We start from the raw sequence: 21,088 nt of genomic DNA on the forward strand, positions 1-21,088 counted from the left end.
GGGAACGACCATGGAGCCGATCCGCCGGACGACCTATCCTGACACGATGCGGATGGAGTTGCGCTCGCTGGTCAAGCTGGCCGGCGAGGTCGTCGCGCCCTACTGGCCGATGCGCACCTTCATTCACCACAACCCCCTGCACGAGCTGGAGTACCTGGGGTTCGACGAGGCCGTCCGGCGGGGCGAACGGTTGGTGGGCGGGCGGGGGCGGCTGCCGCCGGCCTGGTTCCGCGCCGAGCTGCGGCGGGGGCGGATCCGTCCCGAGCACCTCGATGAGGCCCTGGCGCCGCTGGTCCGGGACGGGTGGGTGGAGATCGGCGGGGGGCGGGTCACGCAGGCGGCGGTGCTCAAGGCGCACCTGGTCCATGGGATCGGCGCGCCCGCGGGCGAGGCGCTGGACCGCGCGTTCGAGTCTGCGCCGGACCGGCCGCTGCTGGAGCGGCTCTGCGAGCGGCTGCAGCCCGGGCCCAGGCCCCGTCGCACGGAGGAGTGGCTGGAGGAACTCGGCCGGGAGGACCGCGCGGCGCTCGCGACCGGCGTCACGCTCGCCGCCTGGTGCGACCGGACGCTGGGGAGCGGGGTGACGGCGGCGATCGACGAGGAGATGGTCAAGTGGTGCTCGGCCTTCCTGGACGAGGGCCAGGCCGCCTGGGCCATGCCCGATCGGGACAAGACGCTGTATGGGGCCTGGAAGCACCTGGCCGCGCGGGACGCCAGCCTGGCCCTGCTCGGCATCGCCGATGGGCGGCGCAAGGTCGCGGAGCTGCCAGCCCGCCCCGAGGACGCCGTCCTGTCCGGCCTGGAGCAGATGGGCATTCCCAAGCCGCTGTGGGTGGACTACCTCTCCCTGCACCTGGGGGCCCTGCCCGGCTGGGTGGGGTTCATCAAGTGGCGCGCCGGCCAGAGCCAGCATCCCTGGCAGCAGGCCTATCCGGCGGACCCGGTGAAGTACCTGGCGATCCGTCTCTTCTACGAGCGCGAGCTCGTGGCCGCCGTCTGCGCGAGGGAGTTGGGGATCGCGGGCGACTACCCGGCGATCGGCCGGTACATGGAGCGGGAGCCCCATGCCTATGCGCTGCTGCGCGAGCGGGCGGCCGGCCGTCTGCCGCCGCGCTGGGCCCGCCGGGTAGCCCGGCTGCGGTTCCGGTGGCGCACGCCCGGTCGCGAGGAATGGGAGCGGCTCGCCCGCCGGTATTGCGAGGAGAGCGAGCCTCGGCGGGTCGCCCGCGCCCTCCGCGGCGACGCCCTGCGGCTGGTCGCCCTGGCCAAGGCCCTGGGCGTGGACCCCGCCGTCCTCGCGGACGGCGACGCGGCGAGCCTTCGGACCCTGCTGGAGTGGCTCGACGCCGTTCCCGAGTCCGCGCACGGCGCCGTCTGGCAGGAGGCCTTCGAGGCGGGCTATCGGGAACGGCTGCTCGCGGACCTGGGCGGCGCCGCTCGACGGGCGGAGCCGGGGTCCGACGGGGCGCAGCCGGCGCGGTCCGGCTCCGTGCGGCCGGGGGTGCAGGCGGTCTTTTGCATCGACGTCCGCTCCGAACGGCTGCGGCGCCATCTGGAGGTGGTCGGCGACTGCGAGACCTTCGGGTTCGCCGGGTTCTTCGCCGTGCCGCTCTGCTACCGGGGTTTCGCCGGCGAGCAGGAGACGGACCAGTGCCCCGTGCTGCTGAAGCCCAAGCACCTCGTCCGCGAGGTGCCCCGCTCCTACCATGGGGAGGAGGCCGGCCGGCATCGCGCGGGGGCGCAGTTGATCCAGGCCGGCCGGGAGCTGCTCCACGACCTGAAGCTCAACGTCATTACGCCCTACGTCATGGTGGAGGCCATCGGCTGGTTCTTCCTGCTGCCCTTCGTCGGCAAGACCCTCCTGCCCCTCTGGCTGCGCCGGCTCGGCCGGTGGGCGCGGCGGCGGATCGCCCCGCCCATCGCCACGACCCTGACCGTGGACAAGCTGTCCAAGGACGAGGCCGGGGAGATGTTGGCGGCGGAGCAGCGGGCCGTGGTCCGCCGGGTCCTGCGCGAGGAGCAGGGGGTCGCAGAGGTCCTTCTGACGGCGGACCTGATCGAGCAGGTCCGCCGGGCGGCGCTGGAGGAGGGGCCGGCGCCGGCCGGGCTTGCACGTCGGCTGGCGGAGGCGGGGCTGCCCGCCTCCGCGCTCACGGACTGGGTGGCGGACCTGCGCGGCCGGCACCGGATCGACGCGCGCTGGGCGGCCTCCCGTCTGGATCGGATCACCAGGACGGGCTTCACCCTGGCCGAGCAGGCCTTCTACGTGGAGAACGCGTTGCGGATGATGGGCCTGACCCGGAACCTGGCACGCCTCGTCCTCGTCTGCGGACACGGGAGCACGTCGGACAACAACCCCTTCGAGTCCGCGCTGGACTGCGGGGCCTGCGGGGGCAACGAGGGCCAGCCGAACGCGCGGGTGTTCGCGGCCATGGCGAACCGCGCCGCCGTCCGGGCCCGGCTGGCCGCCAACGGCATCGAGATCCCGCCGGACACCCACTTCCTCGCCGGCCGGCACGACACGACCACCGACGAGGTCGAGCTGCTGGACCTGGAGGACGTGCCGCCCACCCACCGCAAGGACCTGCTCCGGCTGATGGGGGACCTGAAGGAGGCCGGCCTCCGCACGGCCCGGGAGCGGGTCAGGCAGTTCCCGGATGTCCGACGCCCACTCTCGCCGCGCGAGGCGGCCCGGCACGTGCAGCGGCGGAGCGCCGACTGGTCCCAGGTGCGCCCGGAGTGGGGGCTGGCCGGCAACGCGGCCTTCGTCATCGGACGTCGGGAGCTGACCCGGGGCCTCGACCTCGGGGGCCGTGTCTTTCTCCATTCCTACGACCCCCGGCAGGACGAGACGGGCAGGGCGCTCGAAACCATCATGACGGCTCCCCTGGTGGTGACGGAATGGATTAACATGGAGCATTACTTCTCCACGGTGGACAACGACGTGTACGGCAGCGGCAGCAAGGTCTATCACAACGTCGTGGGCCGGATCGGGGTCATGTTCGGCACGCAGAGCGACCTGCGCATCGGGCTGGCGCGGCAGACCGTCCTCGACGGGGACCGACCGTTTCACGAGCCCCTGCGCCTGCTCGCGGTGATCGAAGCGCCGCGGGAGCGGATCGGCCGGATCATCGGGCGCAACGAGATTCTCCAGCACTTCTTCGACGGGCGTTGGGTCCACCTGGCGGCCCTGGAGCCGGACGAGGGACGCTTCTATCGGTACCACCCCAAACAGCAGTGGATTCCCCTCCGCGAGGCGGAATCGGTCGGGCGGGCCCCGGACCGGACGGAGGCGGGGGAATGGGCCCTGCAGAAGGAGCGACAGCGATGAGCGGCCTCAGCCTCTACCCCATGAAGGAGATCAAGATCATCGTCCAGGGCGAGCACCTGGGGTTCGTGACGGAGCTGCTCGACAAGGTCAAGGCCACCGGCTACACGATCGTGAGCAACATCTCCGGCAAGGGGAGTCACGGCTTCCACGAAGGCCACCTCATGTTCAACGAGACGAGCAGCCTGCAGATGGTGATGACGGTCGTGCCCGAGGAGAAGGTCGAACCGATCCTCTCCGGCCTGGGCCCCCTCTTCGACCGGCACTCCGGCGTGATGTTCGTCTCGGATGTGGCGGTGAGCCGCCGCGCCCGGTTCTATGGTTCGGAATCCTGACGCCCGCCCGGCGGTGGCTGCCGGTCCGACTCGAAGAGGCGCAGCTTGTGGAGGAAGGAGAGTCGTGTCTGGAGGGCGATTGCCTCGCGATTCAGCAGGAAGGTGCGGCACCGCAACCGGTCGTCATGGCAGAGGCCGAGGACCACGGCGTTCACGTGTTCGATGTAGGCCTCGTTCAAGGCCGCTTTCCCGCCCTCGCGGACCAGCGGAATGCCGGGCTGGACGACGACCAGGGTGGAAAAAACCTCGTTCGTGACCCGGAAGCAGCGTTCCAGGTAGGCCGCCAAGTCCTGAAACCCCACCTCCGTATCCCCCCTGATGTCGGCGAGCGTGTAGGCCATCATGTCCACGGGAGTGCGGTCCGTGATGAACCGGCCCTCCGCCGCGCGCCAGGCGTCCTCGGCCGCCGCGAGGATCTCGCGCTGGATCGCGAGGCGGGCGGCGAAAGACATCGGTTTGGACGGATCGAGCCCGTGCCGCGCGAAGACCGCGCTGGTGGCGGTCCGGACGCAGGGGATGCCGGCCGCCGCGGCGAAGGCCTCCGCCAGCGTCGTCTTGCCGACACGGTGCGCCCCGCACAGGCCGATGCCCCCGGCGGGCCGTGAGCCTTCCTGCGCCGGCTGTCTGGTCACCGCGTGCCCCCCCTTCGGCGGCCCCGTTTCCCCACCGGATGTGCCCCCTCCGCGGGGCCGATCGCCCCCGCGCCATCCTAGTCCAAGTCTTTGAAATTCGCAATGAATAGGCTTGCGACACCCCGGCAAAGCTTGTATGATGAGCGATCGAGGCGCGCCACCGGTGAAAACCCTGATCGCCCTTCTCAAACGCTACTTTCTGACGGGGTTGTTGGTCATCACCCCGATCTGGGGGACGGTGCTCATCCTCAAGACCCTCTTCGTCGCGGTGGACGGGATCCTGGGGAACGTGCTCGCCCGGTTTTTGACCCCGAATTCCTACGTACCAGGGCTGGGCATTCTCGCGCTCCTCCTGCTGATCCTCTCGACCGGGCTGCTCGCCACGAACATCATCGGCGGCCAGATCGTCCGGCTCTGGGAGGACTGGCTGCACCGGGTGCCGGTCGTGCGGAGCATCTACGCGACGCTCAAGTCCATGATGGACATCCTCTCGTTCAAGGACCGGGAGAAGTACAACCGGGTCGTCCTCATCCAGTTCCCGAAGAACGGCCACTATTGCTTCGCGTTCGTGACGGGGACGACCCAGGGCCGCGTGCAGGAGGTGTCGCTCGACCCGCTGGTGAACGTGTACGTGCCCACGTCGCCCAACCCGACATCCGGCTATTTCCTGCTCGTCCCGGAGAAGGAAATCGTGCCGGTGGACATGAGCGTCGAGGAGGCGATGAAGCTGATCGTCTCCGGCGGCCTCTACGCGCCGCCCGCCGGGCCGTCGTCGCGTCAGGTCCGCCGGGACGTCGAGGTGCCGATCGCATGAAATCCGGCCTCGCCGACAGCCATGCGTCGTCCGCCGCGGCCGCGCCGTCCGAGGGAGCCGTCAGGGGCCTGGCCGCCGTCGTGATGGCCGCGGGCGTCGGCGTGAGGATGAAATCCAAGCTGGTCAAGGTCCTCCACCGGGTCGCGGGACGGCCGATGCTCCTCTACCCCCTCGACCTCGCGATGGGGCTCGCGGGGGAGGGCGTGACGGTCGTCGTCGGCCGGCAGGGCGACGAGGTGACGGCGGTCGTCGAAGCGCGGTATGCGGCGGCCGGCTCCGGCGGGATGCGCGGCGCCCCGGTCCGCGAACAGGGGGTGACGGCCTGCGTCCGGCCCCCGGCGGGCGGCCCGCCGATCCTGATCGCGCGCCAGGAGGCGCCGCTCGGCACGGGCCACGCGGTCCGACAGGCCCGCGAGACGATCCTGCGGGCGAGGGGCGCGGGCGCGCCCCGCTACCTGATCCTGAACGGCGACACGCCGCTGCTGGCCGAGACTACGGTCCGCGAGCTGCTCGCGCGCCACGAGCGGAGCGGGGCGGCGGTGACGGTCTTGACGGCGGTGCTGGACGATCCCTCGGGCTACGGGCGGATCGTGCGGGACGGGGCCGGCCGGGTGCTACGGATCGTCGAGGACCGGGATGCTTCCGAGGCGGAGGCGCGGATCCGCGAGGTGAACGTCGGGACCTATGTCGTGGAGGGCGCTTTTCTCTTCGAAGCCCTGGACCGGCTGGAGGCGGCGAACGCCCAGGGCGAGTACTACCTGACCGACGTCGTCGCGCAGGCGGTCGCGCGCGGGCTGCGCGTCGAGGCCCTGGCGACGCGGGAGCCGGAGGAAGGGCTGGGGATCAACACGCGCCGACAGCTCGCGCGGGCCGAGCGCGTCCTCCGTGAGCAGGTCTGCGCGCGGTGGATGGACGCCGGCGTGACGATCCTCGACCCGGCCACGACCTGGATCGGCGCGGATGTGGCGATCGGGCCGGACACGGTCATCCATCCCGGCGTGACGCTCGAGGGCGGCACGGTCGTGGGCGAGGACTGCGAGCTAAGGTCTCACGTGCGGATCGCGGACAGCCGGCTGGGGAACGGCGTGGCCGTGCTGGACGGCTGCGTGATTCGGGAGGCGGTGCTGGAGGATCGGACGACGGTCGGCCCCTTCGCCCATCTGCGGCCGGGGACGGTGCTGCGACGCAGGGCCAAGGTCGGCAACTTCGTCGAGTTGAAGCAGGTGGACCTGGGCGAGGGCTCGAAAGCGAACCATCTCAGCTACCTGGGCGACGCGCGGATCGGTCGGGACGTGAACATCGGCGCGGGGACCATCACCTGCAACTACGACGGGGTGCGCAAGCACGTGACCGTGATCGAGGACGGGGTCTTCGTCGGCAGCGACACGCAGCTCGTCGCACCGCTGACGGTCGGCCGGAACGCGGTGGTGGCCGCCGGCGCGACGATCACGGCGGACGTGCCGGCCGACGCCCTGGCGATCGCGCGGACGCCGCAGGTCAACCGGGAGGGGTGGGCCGCCCGGCACCGGGCGCTGCTGGCCACCCCGGATCGCGCCGCGCCGAGCGCGAAGCAGGAGACGAATTCGGCGTCGGGGCGGCGGCGAGCCGTCCAGGCCGCCAAGGGTGGGGCTCCGGTCGCGAAGGCAAAGCGGTCGTCGGCGAAGGTCGGCCCGGCGCGCAAGCGGGGGAGGGGTTAACGGACCATGTGCGGGATCGTCGGGTACATCGGCGGCCGGCCCGCCGTGCCGCTTCTGCTGGAGGGGCTGCGGCGGCTGGAGTACCGCGGCTACGACTCGGCCGGCATCGCGGTCCTGCACGACGGGCGCGTGGAGGTGCGGCGGAGTCCGGGCAAGCTCGTGAACCTGGAGCGGCTCGTTCAGGGGGAGGGGCTCGACGCGACGATCGGCATCGGACACACGCGCTGGGCGACCCACGGGAAGCCGTCGGAGGAGAACGCCCACCCGCACCGCTCCGGCGGCTGCGTCCTCGTCCACAACGGGATCATCGAGAACTACCTGCCGCTCAAGCAGGAGCTGGAAGCCCAGGGCTACCGCTTCCAGTCGGAGACCGACACGGAGGTGGTCGCGCACCTCGTGCACCGCGCGCTGCGCGCGGGCGGCGGCCTCGCCGACGCCGTGCTGGCGGCGACGCGGCTGCTCCGCGGGAGCTACGCGATCGTCGTGCTCGCCGAGAGCGAGCCCGGGACCCTGGTCGCCGCCCGGTCCGGCTGTCCGCTCGTGCTGGGCCGCGAAGGCGACTCGGCCTGGGTCGCCTCCGACGTGACCGCCATGCTGGCGCACACGCGGGACGTGGTTTACCTGGAGGACGGCGACCTGGCGGTCGTGACGCGCGAGGGCACGCGCATCCTCGACCGCGAGGGACGGCCGGCGGCCCGTCCGACGGCTCGGATCACCTGGGACGCCCAGGCGGCGGAGAAGGGCGGCTTCCGCCACTTCATGCTCAAGGAGATCCACGAGCAGCCCCAGGCGATCCGGGACACGATGCGGGGGCGGTACCGCTTCGAGACGGGCGACGCGGACCTCGCGGGCATCGGCCTGGAACCGGCCCAGTTCGAGGCGGCGCGCTCGATCTGGATCGTGGCCTGCGGCACCTCCTGGCACGCGGCGCTCGTGGGCAAGTACCTGTTCGAGGAGCTGCTCCGCATCCCGGTCAACGTGGACATCGGCTCGGAGTTCCGCTACCGCGACCCGCTCGTCCGCAAGGACGACCTGTTCCTGACGATCTCGCAGTCCGGCGAGACCGCCGACACGCTCGCGGCGGCGCGCGAGGCCAAGGCGAAGGGCGCGCGGGTCCTGTCCATCGTCAACGTGGTCGGGAGCACGCTGGCGCGGGAGTCGGACGGCGTGCTCTACACCTACTGCGGCCCGGAGATCGGGGTGGCGTCCACCAAGGCCTTCACGGCCCAGTTGACGGCCCTGTACCTGCTCGGCCTGTACCTGGCGCGGCTGCGCGGGACGCTCAACGCGAACGACGGGCGCGTCTGGCTCGAACGCTACGTGGCGCTGCCGAGCCTGGTCGAGCGGGTCCTCGCGCAGGACGCCGAGATGGCCGCCATCGCGGACCGCTACTACACGAAGCGGAACTTCCTGTACCTGGGGCGGGGGATCAACTACCCCATCGCGCTGGAGGGGGCGCTCAAGCTCAAGGAAATCTCTTACATCCACGCGGAGGGCTACGCGGCCGGCGAGATGAAGCACGGGCCGATCGCGCTCATCGACGAGGACATGCCCGTGGTGGTCATCGCGCCGCGCGACAAGCTCTACGAGAAGACCGTGAGCAACCTGATGGAGGTCAAGGCGCGCAAGGCGCCGGTCATCGCCCTCGTCAGCGAGGGGGAACGGGAGCTGGGGAAAGTGGCGGACGCGGTCTTCACGATCCCCGACGTGCCGCCGCTGCTGAGCCCGATCCTGTTCGCGGTGGCGCTGCAACTGCTCGCCTACCACGTCGCGGTCCTGCGCGGGACCGACGTGGACCAGCCGCGGAACCTGGCGAAGAGCGTGACGGTCGAGTGAGGCGCGAGCAAGCCGTCGGCTTTCCTCCGTCACCCCGGAGAGCTTCAATCCGGGGTCGAGCGGGATTCCGGCTTTCGCCGGAATGACGGACCGGAACGCGGAGGAGCGGATCGATGCGGATCAGCAAGGAACAAGTCGAGCACGTGGCGAAGCTGGCGCGGCTGGAGATCTCCGAGGCGGAGCGGGAGGCGTTCAGCCGCCAGCTCAGCGACATCCTCACCTACGTCGAGCAGCTCAAGGCGATCGACACGGAGGGGGTGGAGCCGACGGCGACCGTGGTGGACTCGGCCGGGGTCTTCCGCGAGGACCGGGTCCGGCCGAGCCTGCCGCAGGAGGGGGCGTTGGCCAACGCCCCGGAGGCGGCGGAGGGGTTCTTCATCGTGCCGAGGATCATCCACCAACCGTGACGTGCGGGGCGTGAGGGGGCGAGAGGCCGTCACCCCCCCCGCCGCGCGCCTCACGCCCGACGAGGCAGCCATGTTTCGCCAAATGTTGCGAGCCAAGATTCACCGGGCGACCGTGACCGACGCCTGCCTGGAGTACGAGGGTAGCCTGACCGTGGACGAGGACCTCCTCGACGCGGCCGGCATCCTGCCCTACGAGCTGGTGATGATCTCGAACCTGAACAACGGGGAGCGCTTCACCACCTACGCGATGGCGGGGAAGCGCGGCGGCGGGGAGATCGTGCTGAACGGCCCGACCGCCCGCAAGGCCGTCGTCGGGGACAAGATCATCATCTTCTGCTACGAGTACTACTCCGAGGAGGAGGCCAAGCGCCACAAGCCGAAGATCATCCAGGTGGACGACAGGAACCGGATCACCAGCAAGACGTAGGGGGGAGGCGTGAGGCGTAAGGGGATCGAAGACTCGGCCGCCATGGGGCAAGGGCTGCGCCCGTTCTGCGCCGCGCTTCGCGCGTCACGGGGCTGAAGGCATGGCTCTTCACAAGCTGACGCTGTCCGAGCTGCAGGACAAGTTCACGAAGGGCGAGGTCTGCGCCCGGGACATCGTCGCGGCTTATCAGTTGCGCATCAAGCAGGTCGAGCCGAAGGTCAAGGCCTACGTCACCCTGGGTCTGGAGGCGGCCATGGCCGAGGCCGAGGCGCTGGACGACCGGCTGAAGGGCTGGCGGAAGACGGTCCCCCTCATGGGCATGCCGCTCGCCGTCAAGGACAACATCTGCACGCGGGGCGTGCGGACGACCTGCGCCTCGGCCATGCTCGCGGGCTTCGTGCCGCCCTACGATGCGACGGTGGTCGCGCGCCTGCGGGAGCGCGGGGCTCTCCTGCTGGGCAAGACGAACCTGGACGAGTTCGCGATGGGCTCGTCCACCGAGAACTCGGTCTTCGGTCCGACGCGGAACCCCTGGAACCTCGCCCACGTTCCCGGCGGGTCCAGCGGCGGGTCCGCGGCGGCAGTGGCGGCGGACGAATGCGCGGCCGCGCTGGGGTCCGACACGGGCGGGTCCATCCGGCAGCCCGCGGCCTGCTGCGGGGTGGTCGGGCTCAAGCCCACCTACGGGCTGGTGTCGCGGTACGGCCTCGTGGCCTTCGCCTCGTCCCTGGACCAGATCGGCCCGATCACCAAGACGGTCGCGGACGCGGCCCTGCTCCTGAACGCCGTCGCCGGACACGATCCCCTGGATTCGACCTCCGCCGACGTCCCCGCGCCGGACTACACCAAGTCCTTCAAGCGGAAGGACCTCAAGAAGCTCAAGGTGGGCGTGCCGCAGGAGTACTTCACGGAGGGGCTGGACCCGGAGGTGGAGAAGGCGGTCCGGGCGGCGATCGAAGCGCTCAAGGGGCTGGGGGCGGAGATCAAGGACGTCTCCCTGCCGCGCACCGACGCGGCGGTGGCGACCTACTACCTGATCGCGACGGCCGAGGCCAGCTCGAACCTCGCTCGCTACGACGGGGTCAAGTACGGCCTGCGGTCGAAGCAGGCGAGGGACCTGGCGGAGATGTACATGAAGACCCGGCAGGAGGGGTTCGGCCCGGAGGTGAAGCGCCGCATCATGCTGGGCACGTACGCGCTGAGCGCCGGCTACTACGACGCCTACTACGGGAAGGCCCAGGCCGTCCGCACCCTGATCCGGCGGGACTTCGAGGCGGCGTTCCGGGAGGTGGACCTGATCGCGACGCCGGTGATGCCGACGCCCGCCTTCAAGCTGGGGGAGAAAGTCGCCGACCCCCTGCAGATGTACCTGTCGGACATCTACACGATCTCCGTCAACTTGGCGGGCAACCCGGCGCTGGCTCTCCCCTGCGGCTTCAGCAAGGCGGGCCTGCCGATCGGCCTGCAGATGATCGGCCGGCCCTTCGAGGAGAGCGTGCTGCTGCGGGCGGGCCACGCCTACGAGCAGGAGACGGCCTGGCGGGCGAAGCGGTCCCCGCTGCGGTAGCCGAAGGTTCGCCGACGGGACGTCCCCGCCCGCCACGCAGGCACGGCGGGCGGACCGGGCACACGGAGAATGGAGGAGGGGCGATGATCGAGATAGCCGCGCTGTTGGCCGCGATCGCGTTCGTCGTGCTGGTCGCGTTGCTGGTGCCGACGCTGATGGAGCTCCGCAACTCCGCCGCGGAGTCGGCCAAGCTGCTGGCCAAGCTCAACAACGACCTGCCGGGACTGCTGACGGAGCTCCGGACCATGACCGAGAACGTCAACGACCTGGCGGACCAGACGCGGGAGGGCGTCGAGCATGCCTCGGTGCTGCTTCGCGCGGTGGGCGAGGTCGGCGAGACGGTGCAGCAGGTTCACGGGCTCGTGCGCGGGTCGAGCGGGAACATCCTGGTGAACGTGGCCAGCATGCTGGCCGGCGTGCGGGCCGCTTCGTCCGTGTTGCGGGAGCGCTTTCACAGGGAAGGGAGGCACGACAATGGTGGGGAATGAACGGGGGTTTTCCGCGGGCGCGGTGATTCTGTCCTTTCTGGCCGGAGCGGCGGCGGGCGCCGTCGTGGCGCTGCTGACCGCGCCGCAGACGGGCCGCGAGTCGCGCGAACAGCTCGGGCGCTACGCCAGGCGGACCGAGGAGAAACTGCGCGAGGCCGCCGGCCAGGCGGGCGAGGCCATCGACCGCGTCGTCGAGAAGGGCCGCGAGTTCGTCCAGGAGAAAAAGTCCGTGCTGACCGAGGCCATCGAGGCCGGGCGGGAGGCGATGCGCCGGGAACGGGAGCGCCTGTCCGGGGATTGGCCGAGCTGACCGTGGCCTACGAGGTCGTGATCGGACTGGAGGTCCATGCCCAGCTCCAGACCGACTCCAAGATGTTCTGCGGCTGCGGGACGCGGTTCGGGGAGCCGCCCAACACGCAGACCTGTCCCGTCTGCCTGGGCCTGCCCGGCGCGCTCCCGGTGGTCAACCGGAAGGCCGTGGAGATGGCGGTCCGCACCGGCCTGGCCTTGAACTGCGCGATCCGGCCGCGCAACCGTTTCGCCCGCAAGAACTACTTCTACCCGGACCTGCCGAAGGGCTACCAGATCTCCCAGTACGAGGCGCCGATCTGCGAGGGGGGGCGGGTGGAGGTGCCCGCGGCCGAGGGCGCGCGGACCGTCCGGATCCGGCGGGCGCACCTGGAGGAGGACGCGGGCAAGAACCTGCACGAGGGCGGCGGGGGGAGCCGGGTGGACCTGAATCGGGCCGGCACGCCGCTCTTGGAGATCGTCACCGAGCCGGACCTGCGCTCCGCCGACGAGGTCGTGGCCTACCTGAAGCTGCTCCGCGACATCCTCATGTACCTGGAGGTCTGCGACGGCAACATGGAGCAGGGGAGCCTCCGCTGCGAGCCGAACCTCTCGCTGCGGCCGGCCGGCTCGACGACCCTGGGGACGAAGGTCGAGCTCAAGAACATCAACTCGTTCCGGTTCGTGAAGGAGGCGATCGAGTACGAGATCAAGCGACAGACGAAGGTGCTGAACGAGGGCGGGCGGATCGCCCAAGAGACGCGCCTGTGGGACGCCGACCGGGGCGAGACCGTCGTCATGCGCAGCAAGGAGGAGGCGCACGACTATCGCTACTTCCCCGACCCGGATCTGGTGCCGGTGACGCTCGCGGAGGACTGGATCGAGGAGCTGCGGAAGACCGTCCCCGAGCTGCCGGCGGCGCGCCAGCGGCGCTTCGTCGCCGACTACGGCCTGCCGGAGTACGACGCCGGCGTCCTGACGGCGTCCAAGCCGCTGGCGGACTACTTCGAGGCCTGCGTCACGCTGTTCCCCCGCCCCAAGACCGTCAGCAACTGGGTGATGGGGGAGCTGCTGCGGGAGCTGAACCAGGGCGGGACGCCGGTAGAGCGCTCGCCCGTGAGCCCGGAGCGGCTGGTGAGCCTGCTGGCGCTCGTGGAGCGGGGGGCGATCAGCCTGAAGGTGGCCCGCGAGATCTTTCCGGAGGTCTACGCGAGCGGCAGGGAGCCGGAGGCGATCGTCACGGAGCGGGGGCTCGCGCAGGTCTCCGACGAGGGGGCGCTGGAAAAACTGGTGCAGGAGGCCATCGAAAAGAACCCCGACCAGGTGGCCCAATACCGGAGCGGCAAGGAGGCGGTGTTCGGCTTCTTCGTCGGGCAGGTGATGAAGGCCTCCGGCGGCAAGGCGAACCCCGGGAAGGTGAACGAGCTGCTGAAACGGAAGCTGGCGGGCGGGTGAACGCCATGGATCGCAATGGATCGGAGTGAGGCATGAGCGCGATTCGGGAGGTCAAGGGACGGCAGATTCTGGACTCGCGGGGGAATCCGACGGTCGAGGTGGAGGTCCTGTTGGAGAGCGGGGCCCGCGGGCGGGCGGCGGTGCCGTCGGGCGCCTCCACCGGGGAGAAGGAGGCGATCGAGCTCCGGGACGGCGACAAGCGGCGTTGGATGGGCAAGGGCGTCTCGAAGGCCGTCGCCAACGTGAGCAAGGCGATCGCGCCGCGCCTGCTCGGGATGGAGGCGCTGGACCAGGCGGGCGTGGACCGGGCGATGATCGCGTTGGACGGCACCAAGGCCAAGAGCCGGCTCGGCGCCAACGCGATCCTCGGCGTGTCGCTGGCCGTGGCCCGCGCGGCGGCAGCGGAGACGGGCCAGCCGCTCTACCGCTATCTGGGCGGGGCGAACGGCCGGACCTTGCCGGTGCCGATGATGAACATCATCAACGGCGGCGCCCACGCGGACAACCGCCTGGACCTGCAGGAGTTCATGATCATGCCGGTCGGCGCCGAGCGGTTCGGCGACGCCCTGCGCATGGCCACGGAGGTCTTCCACGCGCTCAAGGCGCTGCTCAAGACGCGCGGCCTGAGCACGGCGGTCGGCGACGAGGGCGGCTTCGCGCCGGACCTGGAGTCCAACGAGGAGGCGCTGAGCCTCATCGAGCAGGCCATCGAGGCGGCCGGCTATCGCCCGGGGCGGGACATCGCGCTGGCCCTCGACGCGGCGGCGAGCGAATTCTACGAAAAGGGACGGTACCGGCTGGAGGCGGAAAAGCAACCGGAGCGCTCCGCCGAGGAGATGATCGCGTACTACGCGCGGCTCCTGGACCGGCATCCCATCCTCTCGATCGAGGACGGCCTGAGCGAGCTGGACTGGAAGGGCTGGCGGATGCTGACCGAGCGGCTGGGCCGCCGGGTCCAGCTCGTCGGCGACGACATCTTCGTGACCAACGTGGAGATCTTCTCCAAGGGCATCCAGGACGGGATCGGCAACTCGATTCTGATCAAGCTGAACCAGATCGGGACGCTGACCGAGACCCTGGAGGCGATCGAGCTGGCCAAGCGGGCGGGCTACACCGCGGTCGTGTCGCACCGGTCGGGCGAGACGGAGGACACGACGATCGCGGACGTGGCGGTGGCGTTGAACACGGGGCTGATCAAGACCGGGTCCCTGTCGCGGACCGACCGCGTGGCCAAGTACAACCAGCTCCTGCGCATCGAGGAGGAGTTGGGGGCGGGCGCGGTGTATCCGGGGCGGGCGGCGGTGCGGGCCGGAGCCTGAATCGGGAACGCGATGGCGAGGCGGAACCGCAGCAAGAAGACGCTGCAGCGCTGGCGCCAGCGGGCGCGGCGGGTCACGCTGGCGGCGGCGGTCGTCTTCGGCGGCGCGCTGGCCGCGTCCTTCGTGTTCGACGACATGGGGCTCCGGAAGTACGTCGCCATGCGGCAGCAAGCGGAGCAACTGCAGGCCGAGATCCGTGAGCTGGAGCGCACGAACGCGGACCTGCGCAACGATATCCACCGGATCGAGCACGACCCGGCGCGACTGGAGGAGCTGGCGCGCGAGCGGCTGGGCTTCGTCCGCAAGGGCGAGCGGGTGTTTCAGGTGGAGGATGAGCCGACGCGGTGAGCGCCCATGAGGTCGGGCACCGTCGCCATCGTGGGCCGGCCGAACGTCGGCAAGTCCACGCTGCTGAACGCCCTGCTCGGGGAGAAAATCGCCATCGTCTCGGACAAGCCCCAGACGACGCGCACCCGCATCCTGGGGGTCGTGCACCGGCCGGACGCGCAGGCGGCGTTGCTGGACACGCCGGGCCTCCACAAACCGCGCCACCAGCTCAACAGGCGGATGGTCCGGACGGCCCTGGAGACGATGCGCGAGGCGGACCTCGTCTATTTCATGGTCGAGGCGACCGCGCCGCCGGGCCGCGAGGACCGCGAGATCGTGGCGCAGGTGCGGGAGGCGCGACCGGCCGGCCGGCGGCCGACGTTGCTGCTGATCAACAAGGTGGACCTGGTGCGCAAATCGCGCGTGCTGCCGCTGATCGAGGCGTATGCCGGGCTGCACGAATGGGCCGAGATCGTGCCGCTCTCCGCGCAGGCCGGCGACAACGTGGACCGGCTGCTGGAGGTGACGGTGAAGCTGCTGCCGGAGGGCGAGGCCCTCTACGGCGAGGAGATCCTCACCGACCAGTCCATGCGAACGCTCGCGGCCGAGCTGATCCGCGAGAAGATCCTCCAGGCGACCAGAGAAGAGGTGCCCTACGCCGTGGCCGTGGACATCGACCGGTTCGTCGAGACGCCCAAGCTGGCGAAGATCGCCGCCACGGTCTGGGTGGAGCGGGAGACCCAGAAGGCCATCGTCATCGGCCGGCAGGGGGAGCGGCTCAAGGCGGTCGGCACGGAGGCCCGTCGCGACATGGAGCGGCTGTTCGGGCTCAAGGTGTTCCTTGAGCTCTGGGTGAAGGTCCGGCCCGCGTGGCGGGAGGATGAGCAGGCCTTGAGGGACCTGGGGTATTGAGCGAGGCCATGCAGCCGATCGAGCGCACGAAAGCGGAGCGGGAGCCGGCGGCGGCCCAGAACCGCGAGCCGGCGGAGAAGGGCCAGGGCAAGTTCGATCTCGTGCTGGCCTCCGTCCAGCGGCTGCTCCGCCGCGGGGCGATCACCAACCTGGCCAAGATGCTCGCCCGCACCCATCCGGCCGACGTGGCCAAGATCCTCGCCCACCTCGCCTCGCCCAAGGAGAAGCGCACCGTCTTCGAGCTGGTGCGCGGGGAGGCCAAGCGCGGCCAGGTGCTGAGCGAGCTGGACGAGGACAACATCCAGCTCTTGCTGGCCGACCTGCCGCCCGCGGACGTGGCCTGGCTGCTCAAGGACCTGGGGCCGGACGACGTGGCGGACATCCTGGGCGTGCTGCCGGACGAGCGGGCGCAGGAGATCCTGGCCCTGATGAAGACCGACGTCTCGACCGAGGTCGCGGGATTGCTCCAGTACCCCGAGGCCACGGCCGGGGCGATCATGACCACGGAGTTCTTCGCGCTCACGGAGGAGACCACGGCCCAGGACGCCATCCGCCGCCTCCAGCAGGCGACGGACGCGGAGATGGTCTTCTACATCTACGTGACGGACAAGGACGAGCACCTGGTCGGCGTCCTCTCGCTGCGCCAGCTCCTGACCGTCCCGCCCGCCACCCCGCTCAAGAACATCATGACCCGCGACGTGCTCTACGTCACGGTGGACACGGACCAGGAGGAGGTCGCCCGCCAGGTGGCCCGGTATAACCTGCTGGCCATCCCCGTCGTCGAGAAGGACAACCGGCTGGTCGGGATCGTGACCGTGGACGACGTGGTGGACGTCATCCGCGAGGAAGCGACCGAGGACATGCTGAAGATGGCCGGCGCGGCCGAGGACGTCCTGCTCAAGTCCTCCAGCGTTCACGCGGCCAAGCTGCGGTTCCCTTGGCTCTTCACGAACCTGGCCGGCGGGCTGCTCTCCGGCGCGATCCTCTGGTACTTCCGCCTGACCATCCAGGAGATGGTCGCGATCGTGACCTTCATCCCCGTGATCGCGGCGATGGGCGGCAACGTGGGGCTGCAGTCCTCCACCGTCATCATCCGCGGGCTGGCGACGGGGGGGGTGGAGCTGGCCGACATGTGGACCGTCTTCTTCCGCGAGGTCCGGATCGGCCTCCTGCTGGGCCTGGCCTGCGGCGGGCTCCTGTCGCTCGTCGGCTGGTTGTGGCACGGCCACGGCGTCCTGGGGACGGTGGTGGGCGCCTCGATGATGATCGCCTTCATCGTCTCGACGAGCATGGCTACCATCCTGCCGATCCTCCTGAAGCGCTGGGGCGTGGACCCGGCCGTCGCCGCCGGCCCCTTCGTGACCACGGCCAACGACATCACGGGTATCACCATCTACCTGGCGCTGGCGACCTGGCTGCTTGACTACCTCAAATGACGAGCCGGCTCCGATGGCCCTGCTGAAGACCCCGGCGATCGCCCTCAAGAGCCGCAGGTGGGGCGAGGCCGACCGCATCGTCACCTTCTACACGCTGCGGTTCGGCAAGGTGCGGGGCGTGGCGAGGGGCGCGCGGCGCATCAAGAGTCGTTTCGGCAGCGCGCTCGAACCCTTCGTGCACAGCGAGCTGAACCTGTTCGAGAAGGCGGGCGACTCGCTGTACCGCGTCACGCAGGCGGACATCCGGGAGCCCTTCGGCCCGCTGCGGGAGGACCTCGCGCGCATGTCCGCGGCCGCGCGGCTGGCCAATCTGGTCGCGGCCGTCACCGCCGACCATGATCCGGGCCCGCGGATCTTCGAGACGTTGCTGGCGGGACTCAGGGCCTTGAGCGATGCGCAGGAACCGGGCCTCGTCACCCTGCTGTTTCAAGTCAAGCTCCTCGGCCTCACCGGCTTCCGGCCGCAGACCGACCAGTGCGCCGCCTGCGGCCGGGAGGTCTCGGCCCCCCTCACGCCGCCGTCGGCCGCCGCGCCGCCGGGCCGCGGCGCCTTCGCCCCCCAGTCTGGCGGGCTGGTCTGCGGTCCCTGCGCCGGCCGACAACCGGACCGCTGCCTGCCCCTCTCGCCGGGCGGCCTGGCCTTCCTGCGGCAGGCGCTTCGATGGTCGCCGGCCATGATGACTCGCCTCAAGGCCGCCGGGCTGGTGCGTCAGGAGCTGGAGGCCGCCGTGGACGCCTACGTCACGGTCGTCGCCGGCCGGCGCCTGCCGCCGGCGGACTTCCTGGCCGTGGCGCCTTGTGGCGACTAAGGCGTTCTGATAGAGTGCCGGCCCGGCGTGAGAGGTCGTGAATTCGCATGGAATCCGGAGCCGAACAGCCCCTGGAGCCCAGGGACATGGAATGGCTGGACAAGGGCGTTCTGGGGATCGAGTGGTCCGACGGACACAAGGGCGTCTATCCGGTCCGGTACCTGCGGCAACATTGCCCCTGCGCTGCCTGCACCGACGAGTGGACCGGGGAGCTGCGGATCAAGCCGGACGACATCCCCATGTTCATCGCGGTCCAGGACGTCCAACCCGTGGGGCGGTATGCGCTCCGATTCGTCTGGAGCGACGGGCACGACACGGGCATCTATACCTTCGCCTTCTTGCGCCGGCATTGCCGATGCGACGTCTGTCAGCCGGTGAAGCTCCCGGAGCCGAAGAGCCGTCGCCTGCTCTGACCCCTCAGATGCCCATCCGCCATCCACGCGTCCTTTGCCGCGCTCTCTGTGTCCGCCTGTCGGTCGTCCTGGTGGTCGGCTTGGCGGCCTGCGCCATGCCGTCGCTGGAGGAGCAGCGCCAGCAGATCCTGAAGGGGCAGGTCATCCTGCACCGGGTGGGGGTGCAGGCGTTCCTGGACGTGTGGGGCCGTCCCACCTACGAGCGGGCCGAGCGTACCCAGTTCTTCGTCGTCGAGGACGGCAGCTACGTGCCCCGCTTCCGCGTGCCGCTGGGCGAGCAGCCGCGCGGCTGGGTCAGCATGACCGCGGTCGGGGAGGCCCGGTACCTGGCCTACGCCGAGCGCGGCGAGCTGCTCGGCTTCCTCGACGACGTGCTCGTCTACCGGGAGCGGATGACGCCGGCGGCCGTCCACGCCGTGGGCGAGCTGTGGAAACGGGACGACCGATTCAAGACGGACCTGGAGCGGGCGGTCCGGTAAGGCCGCTCCGCGCCGTCGCGGCATGGGCGATCACCCGCTGAAGATCCTCATGGCGGCGTCGGAAGCCGCGCCCCTGGCGAAGACCGGGGGGCTCGCCGACGTGGCCGGCGCCCTCACCCTGGAGCTGGCGCGCCAGGGCCACGATGTCCGGCTGGCGCTGCCGCGGTACCGGTGGGCCGGGGGCGCCGCGCCGCGGCTCGATCCCTGGACGACGCTCGCCGTGCCCGTCGCCGCCGGCGCCGTGGCCGCCCTGGTCGAACGGGGGCCCTATCCTTCCCGCCGGGACACCCGCGCGCGCGTCTACGCGATCCGGTACGATCCCTTCTTCGACCGGCCCGGGCTCTATCAGGAAGGCGGCGGCGACTACCCGGACAACCTGGCGCGGTTTGCGTTCTTCTCCCGCGCGGTGATGGAGCTCATCGCGGCCCTCGGCGCGGAGGAGGGGTGGACGCCGGACGTCCTCCACGTCCATGACTGGCAGACGGCGCTCTGCCCCGTTTACCTGAAAACCCTCTACGCCGAACGGTCGGCCCATGCGCGAACCGCGAGCCTGCTCACCGTCCACAACCTGGGCTTTCAGGGCATCTTTCCGGCGGCCGACTATGCGCTGACCGGGCTGGACGAGCGCCTCTTCGGCCTGCAGGGGCTCGAGTTCTACGGCCGGGTGAGCCTCCTGAAGGGCGGCCTGCTCTTCGCCGACTTTCTCAACACGGTCAGTCCGACCTACGCGCGGGAGATCCAGACCGCGGAGCTGGGCTTCGGCCTCGACGGGGTCCTGCGGGAGCGGAGCGGCCGGCTCGTGGGCATCGTGAACGGGATCGATACGGACGACTGGAATCCCGCGGCCGACCCGCACCTGCCTCGCGGCTATTCCGCCGCCGATCCCTCCGGCAAGCGGACCTGCAAGCGGGCGCTGCAGCGGGAGCTCGCGCTGCCCGTCCGCAACGTGCCCCTGCTGGCCATGGTGTCGCGGCTGACGGCGCAGAAGGGCGTGGACTTGGTCGCCGAGGTCCTGCCCGAGCTGCTCGCGCTGGACGTGCAGGTCGTGGTGCTGGGGACGGGTGAGCCGATGTACGAGCGGCTGTTGTGCGACCTGGCGGGGCGGGATACGGCCAAGCTGGCGGTGCGCATCGGGTTCGACGAGCCGCTTGCCCATCGCATCCAGGCGGGGGCGGACCTGTTCCTGATGCCGTCCCGCTACGAGCCCTGCGGCCTGAGCCAGCTCTACAGCCTGCGGTACGGGACCATTCCGATCGTGCGCCGGACCGGCGGGCTGGCCGACACGGTGGTCGGCTACTCGCCGCTCGCGGTGCGGGAAGGGCGGGCGACCGGTTTTCTCTTCGGCGAGGCCAGGGCGGAGGACCTGCTCTCGACGATCCTGCTCGCCTTGAAGGTGAAGAAGGATGCCGGAGAGTGGGCCCGCCTCATGCGGGCAGCGATGGCGACGGATGTATCCTGGAGCCGGTCGGCCGCCACGTACGTGGAGCTCTACCGGCGGATCCTGGCCGAGGGCGGCTGAGGTCGAGAATCATCCACGGGGGATGACGCGAGGCAGCGGCTAGGACTTCTTGGGAGCGGGACGGGCCGAGGCCAACTGGAGGCGGAATTCCACTTCCTGCATACCGGCCTTGGCCTGGGCCACGTAGTAGCCGTAGGTCGGCTCGCTGTTCTCGGCGATGACGGCGCGGAACATGTCCGTGGCGATGTCGTTCCGGCCGGCCGCCAGCGCGGACTGGCCGGCGTAGAGCCGGCAGGACGCGGTCATGGCCTTGAGGTCCACGGACAGGCGGTTCACCGGGTCTGCGACGAAGCGCTCGATCGGCCTGGGAACAGGGGCCAGGTCCTTCACGGAAGGCGTGTTCTGGACGGCCTGCTCCAGCCGGTTGGCGTCGGAGGTCATCGTGTCGAGGTCCTGGGCCGTGCGGCAGTGATTATAGACGCCCCAGAGCTGCATGAACGTCGCATTGTCCACCACCACGTCCTTCTCGAAGAGGTGGGAGGTCTGACAACCGCTCAACAGCACCGCCAAGCCGAGGATCACCGTTCGTCTCATCATAGAAAACCCCTCCACCGCAAGAACCCGCTCCACAGGACAAGCAACACTGGTGCCATAAGGCGCC

21 protein-coding genes are annotated in these 21,088 nt (G+C 70.4%); 19 read left to right on the forward strand and 2 right to left on the reverse strand.

Annotated features, from left to right (window positions below):
- Positions 1-10: 10 nt before the first annotated feature.
- Positions 11-3,331, forward strand: a complete 3,321-nt coding sequence (locus AC1U7O_RS11475) for a DUF2309 domain-containing protein (protein ID WP_479894916.1) — start codon at positions 11-13, stop codon at positions 3,329-3,331.
- Complete coding sequence (locus tag AC1U7O_RS11480) at positions 3,328-3,663, forward strand: P-II family nitrogen regulator (RefSeq protein WP_479894917.1); 336 nt, start codon at positions 3,328-3,330, stop codon at positions 3,661-3,663. The genes AC1U7O_RS11475 and AC1U7O_RS11480 overlap by 4 nt, the downstream gene beginning before the upstream one ends.
- Here the strand turns inward: AC1U7O_RS11480 and AC1U7O_RS11485 are convergent.
- Entirely contained in the window at positions 3,645-4,295 is a 651-nt protein-coding gene (locus AC1U7O_RS11485) for an AAA family ATPase (RefSeq protein WP_479894918.1), read from the reverse strand. The genes AC1U7O_RS11480 and AC1U7O_RS11485 overlap by 19 nt on opposite strands.
- Positions 4,296-4,458: 163 nt before the next feature.
- On the opposite strand from AC1U7O_RS11485, the gene AC1U7O_RS11490 reads away from it, so the two are divergent.
- The 17 genes from AC1U7O_RS11490 to glgA all read left to right on the forward strand — a co-directional run bounded on the left by AC1U7O_RS11490 (position 4,459) and on the right by glgA (position 20,487).
- Positions 4,459-5,109 (forward strand): DUF502 domain-containing protein, encoded by a 651-nt coding sequence (locus AC1U7O_RS11490; protein WP_479894919.1) that lies wholly within the window; start codon positions 4,459-4,461, stop codon positions 5,107-5,109.
- Between the two features lie 83 nt (positions 5,110-5,192).
- Positions 5,193-6,806: a bifunctional UDP-N-acetylglucosamine diphosphorylase/glucosamine-1-phosphate N-acetyltransferase GlmU gene (glmU, locus tag AC1U7O_RS11495; protein ID WP_479895037.1), complete on the forward strand. Its 1,614-nt coding sequence runs from the start codon at positions 5,193-5,195 to the stop codon at positions 6,804-6,806.
- A 6-nt stretch (positions 6,807-6,812) separates the two neighbouring features.
- Positions 6,813-8,642, forward strand: coding sequence for a glutamine--fructose-6-phosphate transaminase (isomerizing) (gene glmS, locus AC1U7O_RS11500; RefSeq protein ID WP_479894920.1), 1,830 nt, complete (start codon positions 6,813-6,815; stop codon positions 8,640-8,642).
- 113 nt (positions 8,643-8,755) lie between these two features.
- Positions 8,756-9,049: an Asp-tRNA(Asn)/Glu-tRNA(Gln) amidotransferase subunit GatC gene (gatC, locus tag AC1U7O_RS11505; protein WP_479894921.1), complete on the forward strand. Its 294-nt coding sequence runs from the start codon at positions 8,756-8,758 to the stop codon at positions 9,047-9,049.
- A 70-nt stretch (positions 9,050-9,119) separates the two neighbouring features.
- A complete protein-coding gene (gene panD, locus AC1U7O_RS11510; protein WP_479894922.1) occupies positions 9,120-9,476 on the forward strand; it encodes an aspartate 1-decarboxylase in 357 nt (118 codons plus the stop codon).
- A 100-nt stretch (positions 9,477-9,576) separates the two neighbouring features.
- Positions 9,577-11,043: an Asp-tRNA(Asn)/Glu-tRNA(Gln) amidotransferase subunit GatA gene (gatA, locus tag AC1U7O_RS11515; RefSeq protein WP_479894923.1), complete on the forward strand. Its 1,467-nt coding sequence runs from the start codon at positions 9,577-9,579 to the stop codon at positions 11,041-11,043.
- 83 nt (positions 11,044-11,126) lie between these two features.
- On the forward strand, positions 11,127-11,531 hold the full coding sequence (locus tag AC1U7O_RS11520) for a DUF948 domain-containing protein (protein ID WP_479894924.1): 405 nt from the start codon (positions 11,127-11,129) through the stop codon (positions 11,529-11,531).
- Positions 11,518-11,841: a YtxH domain-containing protein gene (locus AC1U7O_RS11525; protein ID WP_479894925.1), complete on the forward strand. Its 324-nt coding sequence runs from the start codon at positions 11,518-11,520 to the stop codon at positions 11,839-11,841. Before AC1U7O_RS11520 ends, AC1U7O_RS11525 begins: the two co-directional genes overlap by 14 nt.
- 2 nt (positions 11,842-11,843) lie before the next feature.
- The gene (gene gatB, locus AC1U7O_RS11530; protein ID WP_479895038.1) at positions 11,844-13,274 is read left to right on the forward strand and encodes an Asp-tRNA(Asn)/Glu-tRNA(Gln) amidotransferase subunit GatB; all 1,431 of its coding nucleotides are present in this window, start codon (positions 11,844-11,846) and stop codon (positions 13,272-13,274) included.
- 32 nt (positions 13,275-13,306) lie between these two features.
- A complete protein-coding gene (gene eno / locus AC1U7O_RS11535; RefSeq protein ID WP_479894926.1) occupies positions 13,307-14,593 on the forward strand; it encodes a phosphopyruvate hydratase in 1,287 nt (428 codons plus the stop codon).
- Positions 14,594-14,605: 12 nt separating this feature from the next.
- Entirely contained in the window at positions 14,606-14,941 is a 336-nt protein-coding gene (locus AC1U7O_RS11540; RefSeq protein ID WP_479894927.1) for an FtsB family cell division protein, read from the forward strand.
- Between the two features lie 6 nt (positions 14,942-14,947).
- Positions 14,948-15,832, forward strand: a complete 885-nt coding sequence (gene era, locus AC1U7O_RS11545) for a GTPase Era (protein ID WP_479894928.1) — start codon at positions 14,948-14,950, stop codon at positions 15,830-15,832.
- A gap of 8 nt (positions 15,833-15,840) precedes the next feature.
- Complete coding sequence (gene mgtE, locus AC1U7O_RS11550) at positions 15,841-17,268, forward strand: magnesium transporter (RefSeq protein WP_479894929.1); 1,428 nt, start codon at positions 15,841-15,843, stop codon at positions 17,266-17,268.
- Positions 17,269-17,281: 13 nt separating this feature from the next.
- On the forward strand, positions 17,282-18,076 hold the full coding sequence (gene recO, locus AC1U7O_RS11555) for a DNA repair protein RecO (RefSeq protein WP_479894930.1): 795 nt from the start codon (positions 17,282-17,284) through the stop codon (positions 18,074-18,076).
- Between the two features lie 86 nt (positions 18,077-18,162).
- Positions 18,163-18,489: a gamma-butyrobetaine hydroxylase-like domain-containing protein gene (locus AC1U7O_RS11560; protein WP_479894931.1), complete on the forward strand. Its 327-nt coding sequence runs from the start codon at positions 18,163-18,165 to the stop codon at positions 18,487-18,489.
- Positions 18,490-18,497: 8 nt separating this feature from the next.
- On the forward strand, positions 18,498-18,968 hold the full coding sequence (locus AC1U7O_RS11565) for a hypothetical protein (RefSeq protein WP_479894932.1): 471 nt from the start codon (positions 18,498-18,500) through the stop codon (positions 18,966-18,968).
- Positions 18,969-19,017: 49 nt separating this feature from the next.
- Complete coding sequence (glgA, locus tag AC1U7O_RS11570) at positions 19,018-20,487, forward strand: glycogen synthase GlgA (RefSeq protein ID WP_479894933.1); 1,470 nt, start codon at positions 19,018-19,020, stop codon at positions 20,485-20,487.
- Between the two features lie 39 nt (positions 20,488-20,526).
- Here the strand turns inward: glgA and AC1U7O_RS11575 are convergent, their stop codons facing one another.
- On the reverse strand, positions 20,527-21,024 hold the full coding sequence (locus AC1U7O_RS11575) for a hypothetical protein (RefSeq protein WP_479894934.1): 498 nt from the start codon (positions 21,022-21,024) through the stop codon (positions 20,527-20,529).
- Between the last annotated feature and the right edge of the window lie 64 nt (positions 21,025-21,088).

It is taken from the genome of Candidatus Nitrospira neuquenensis (genome assembly GCF_979578155.1).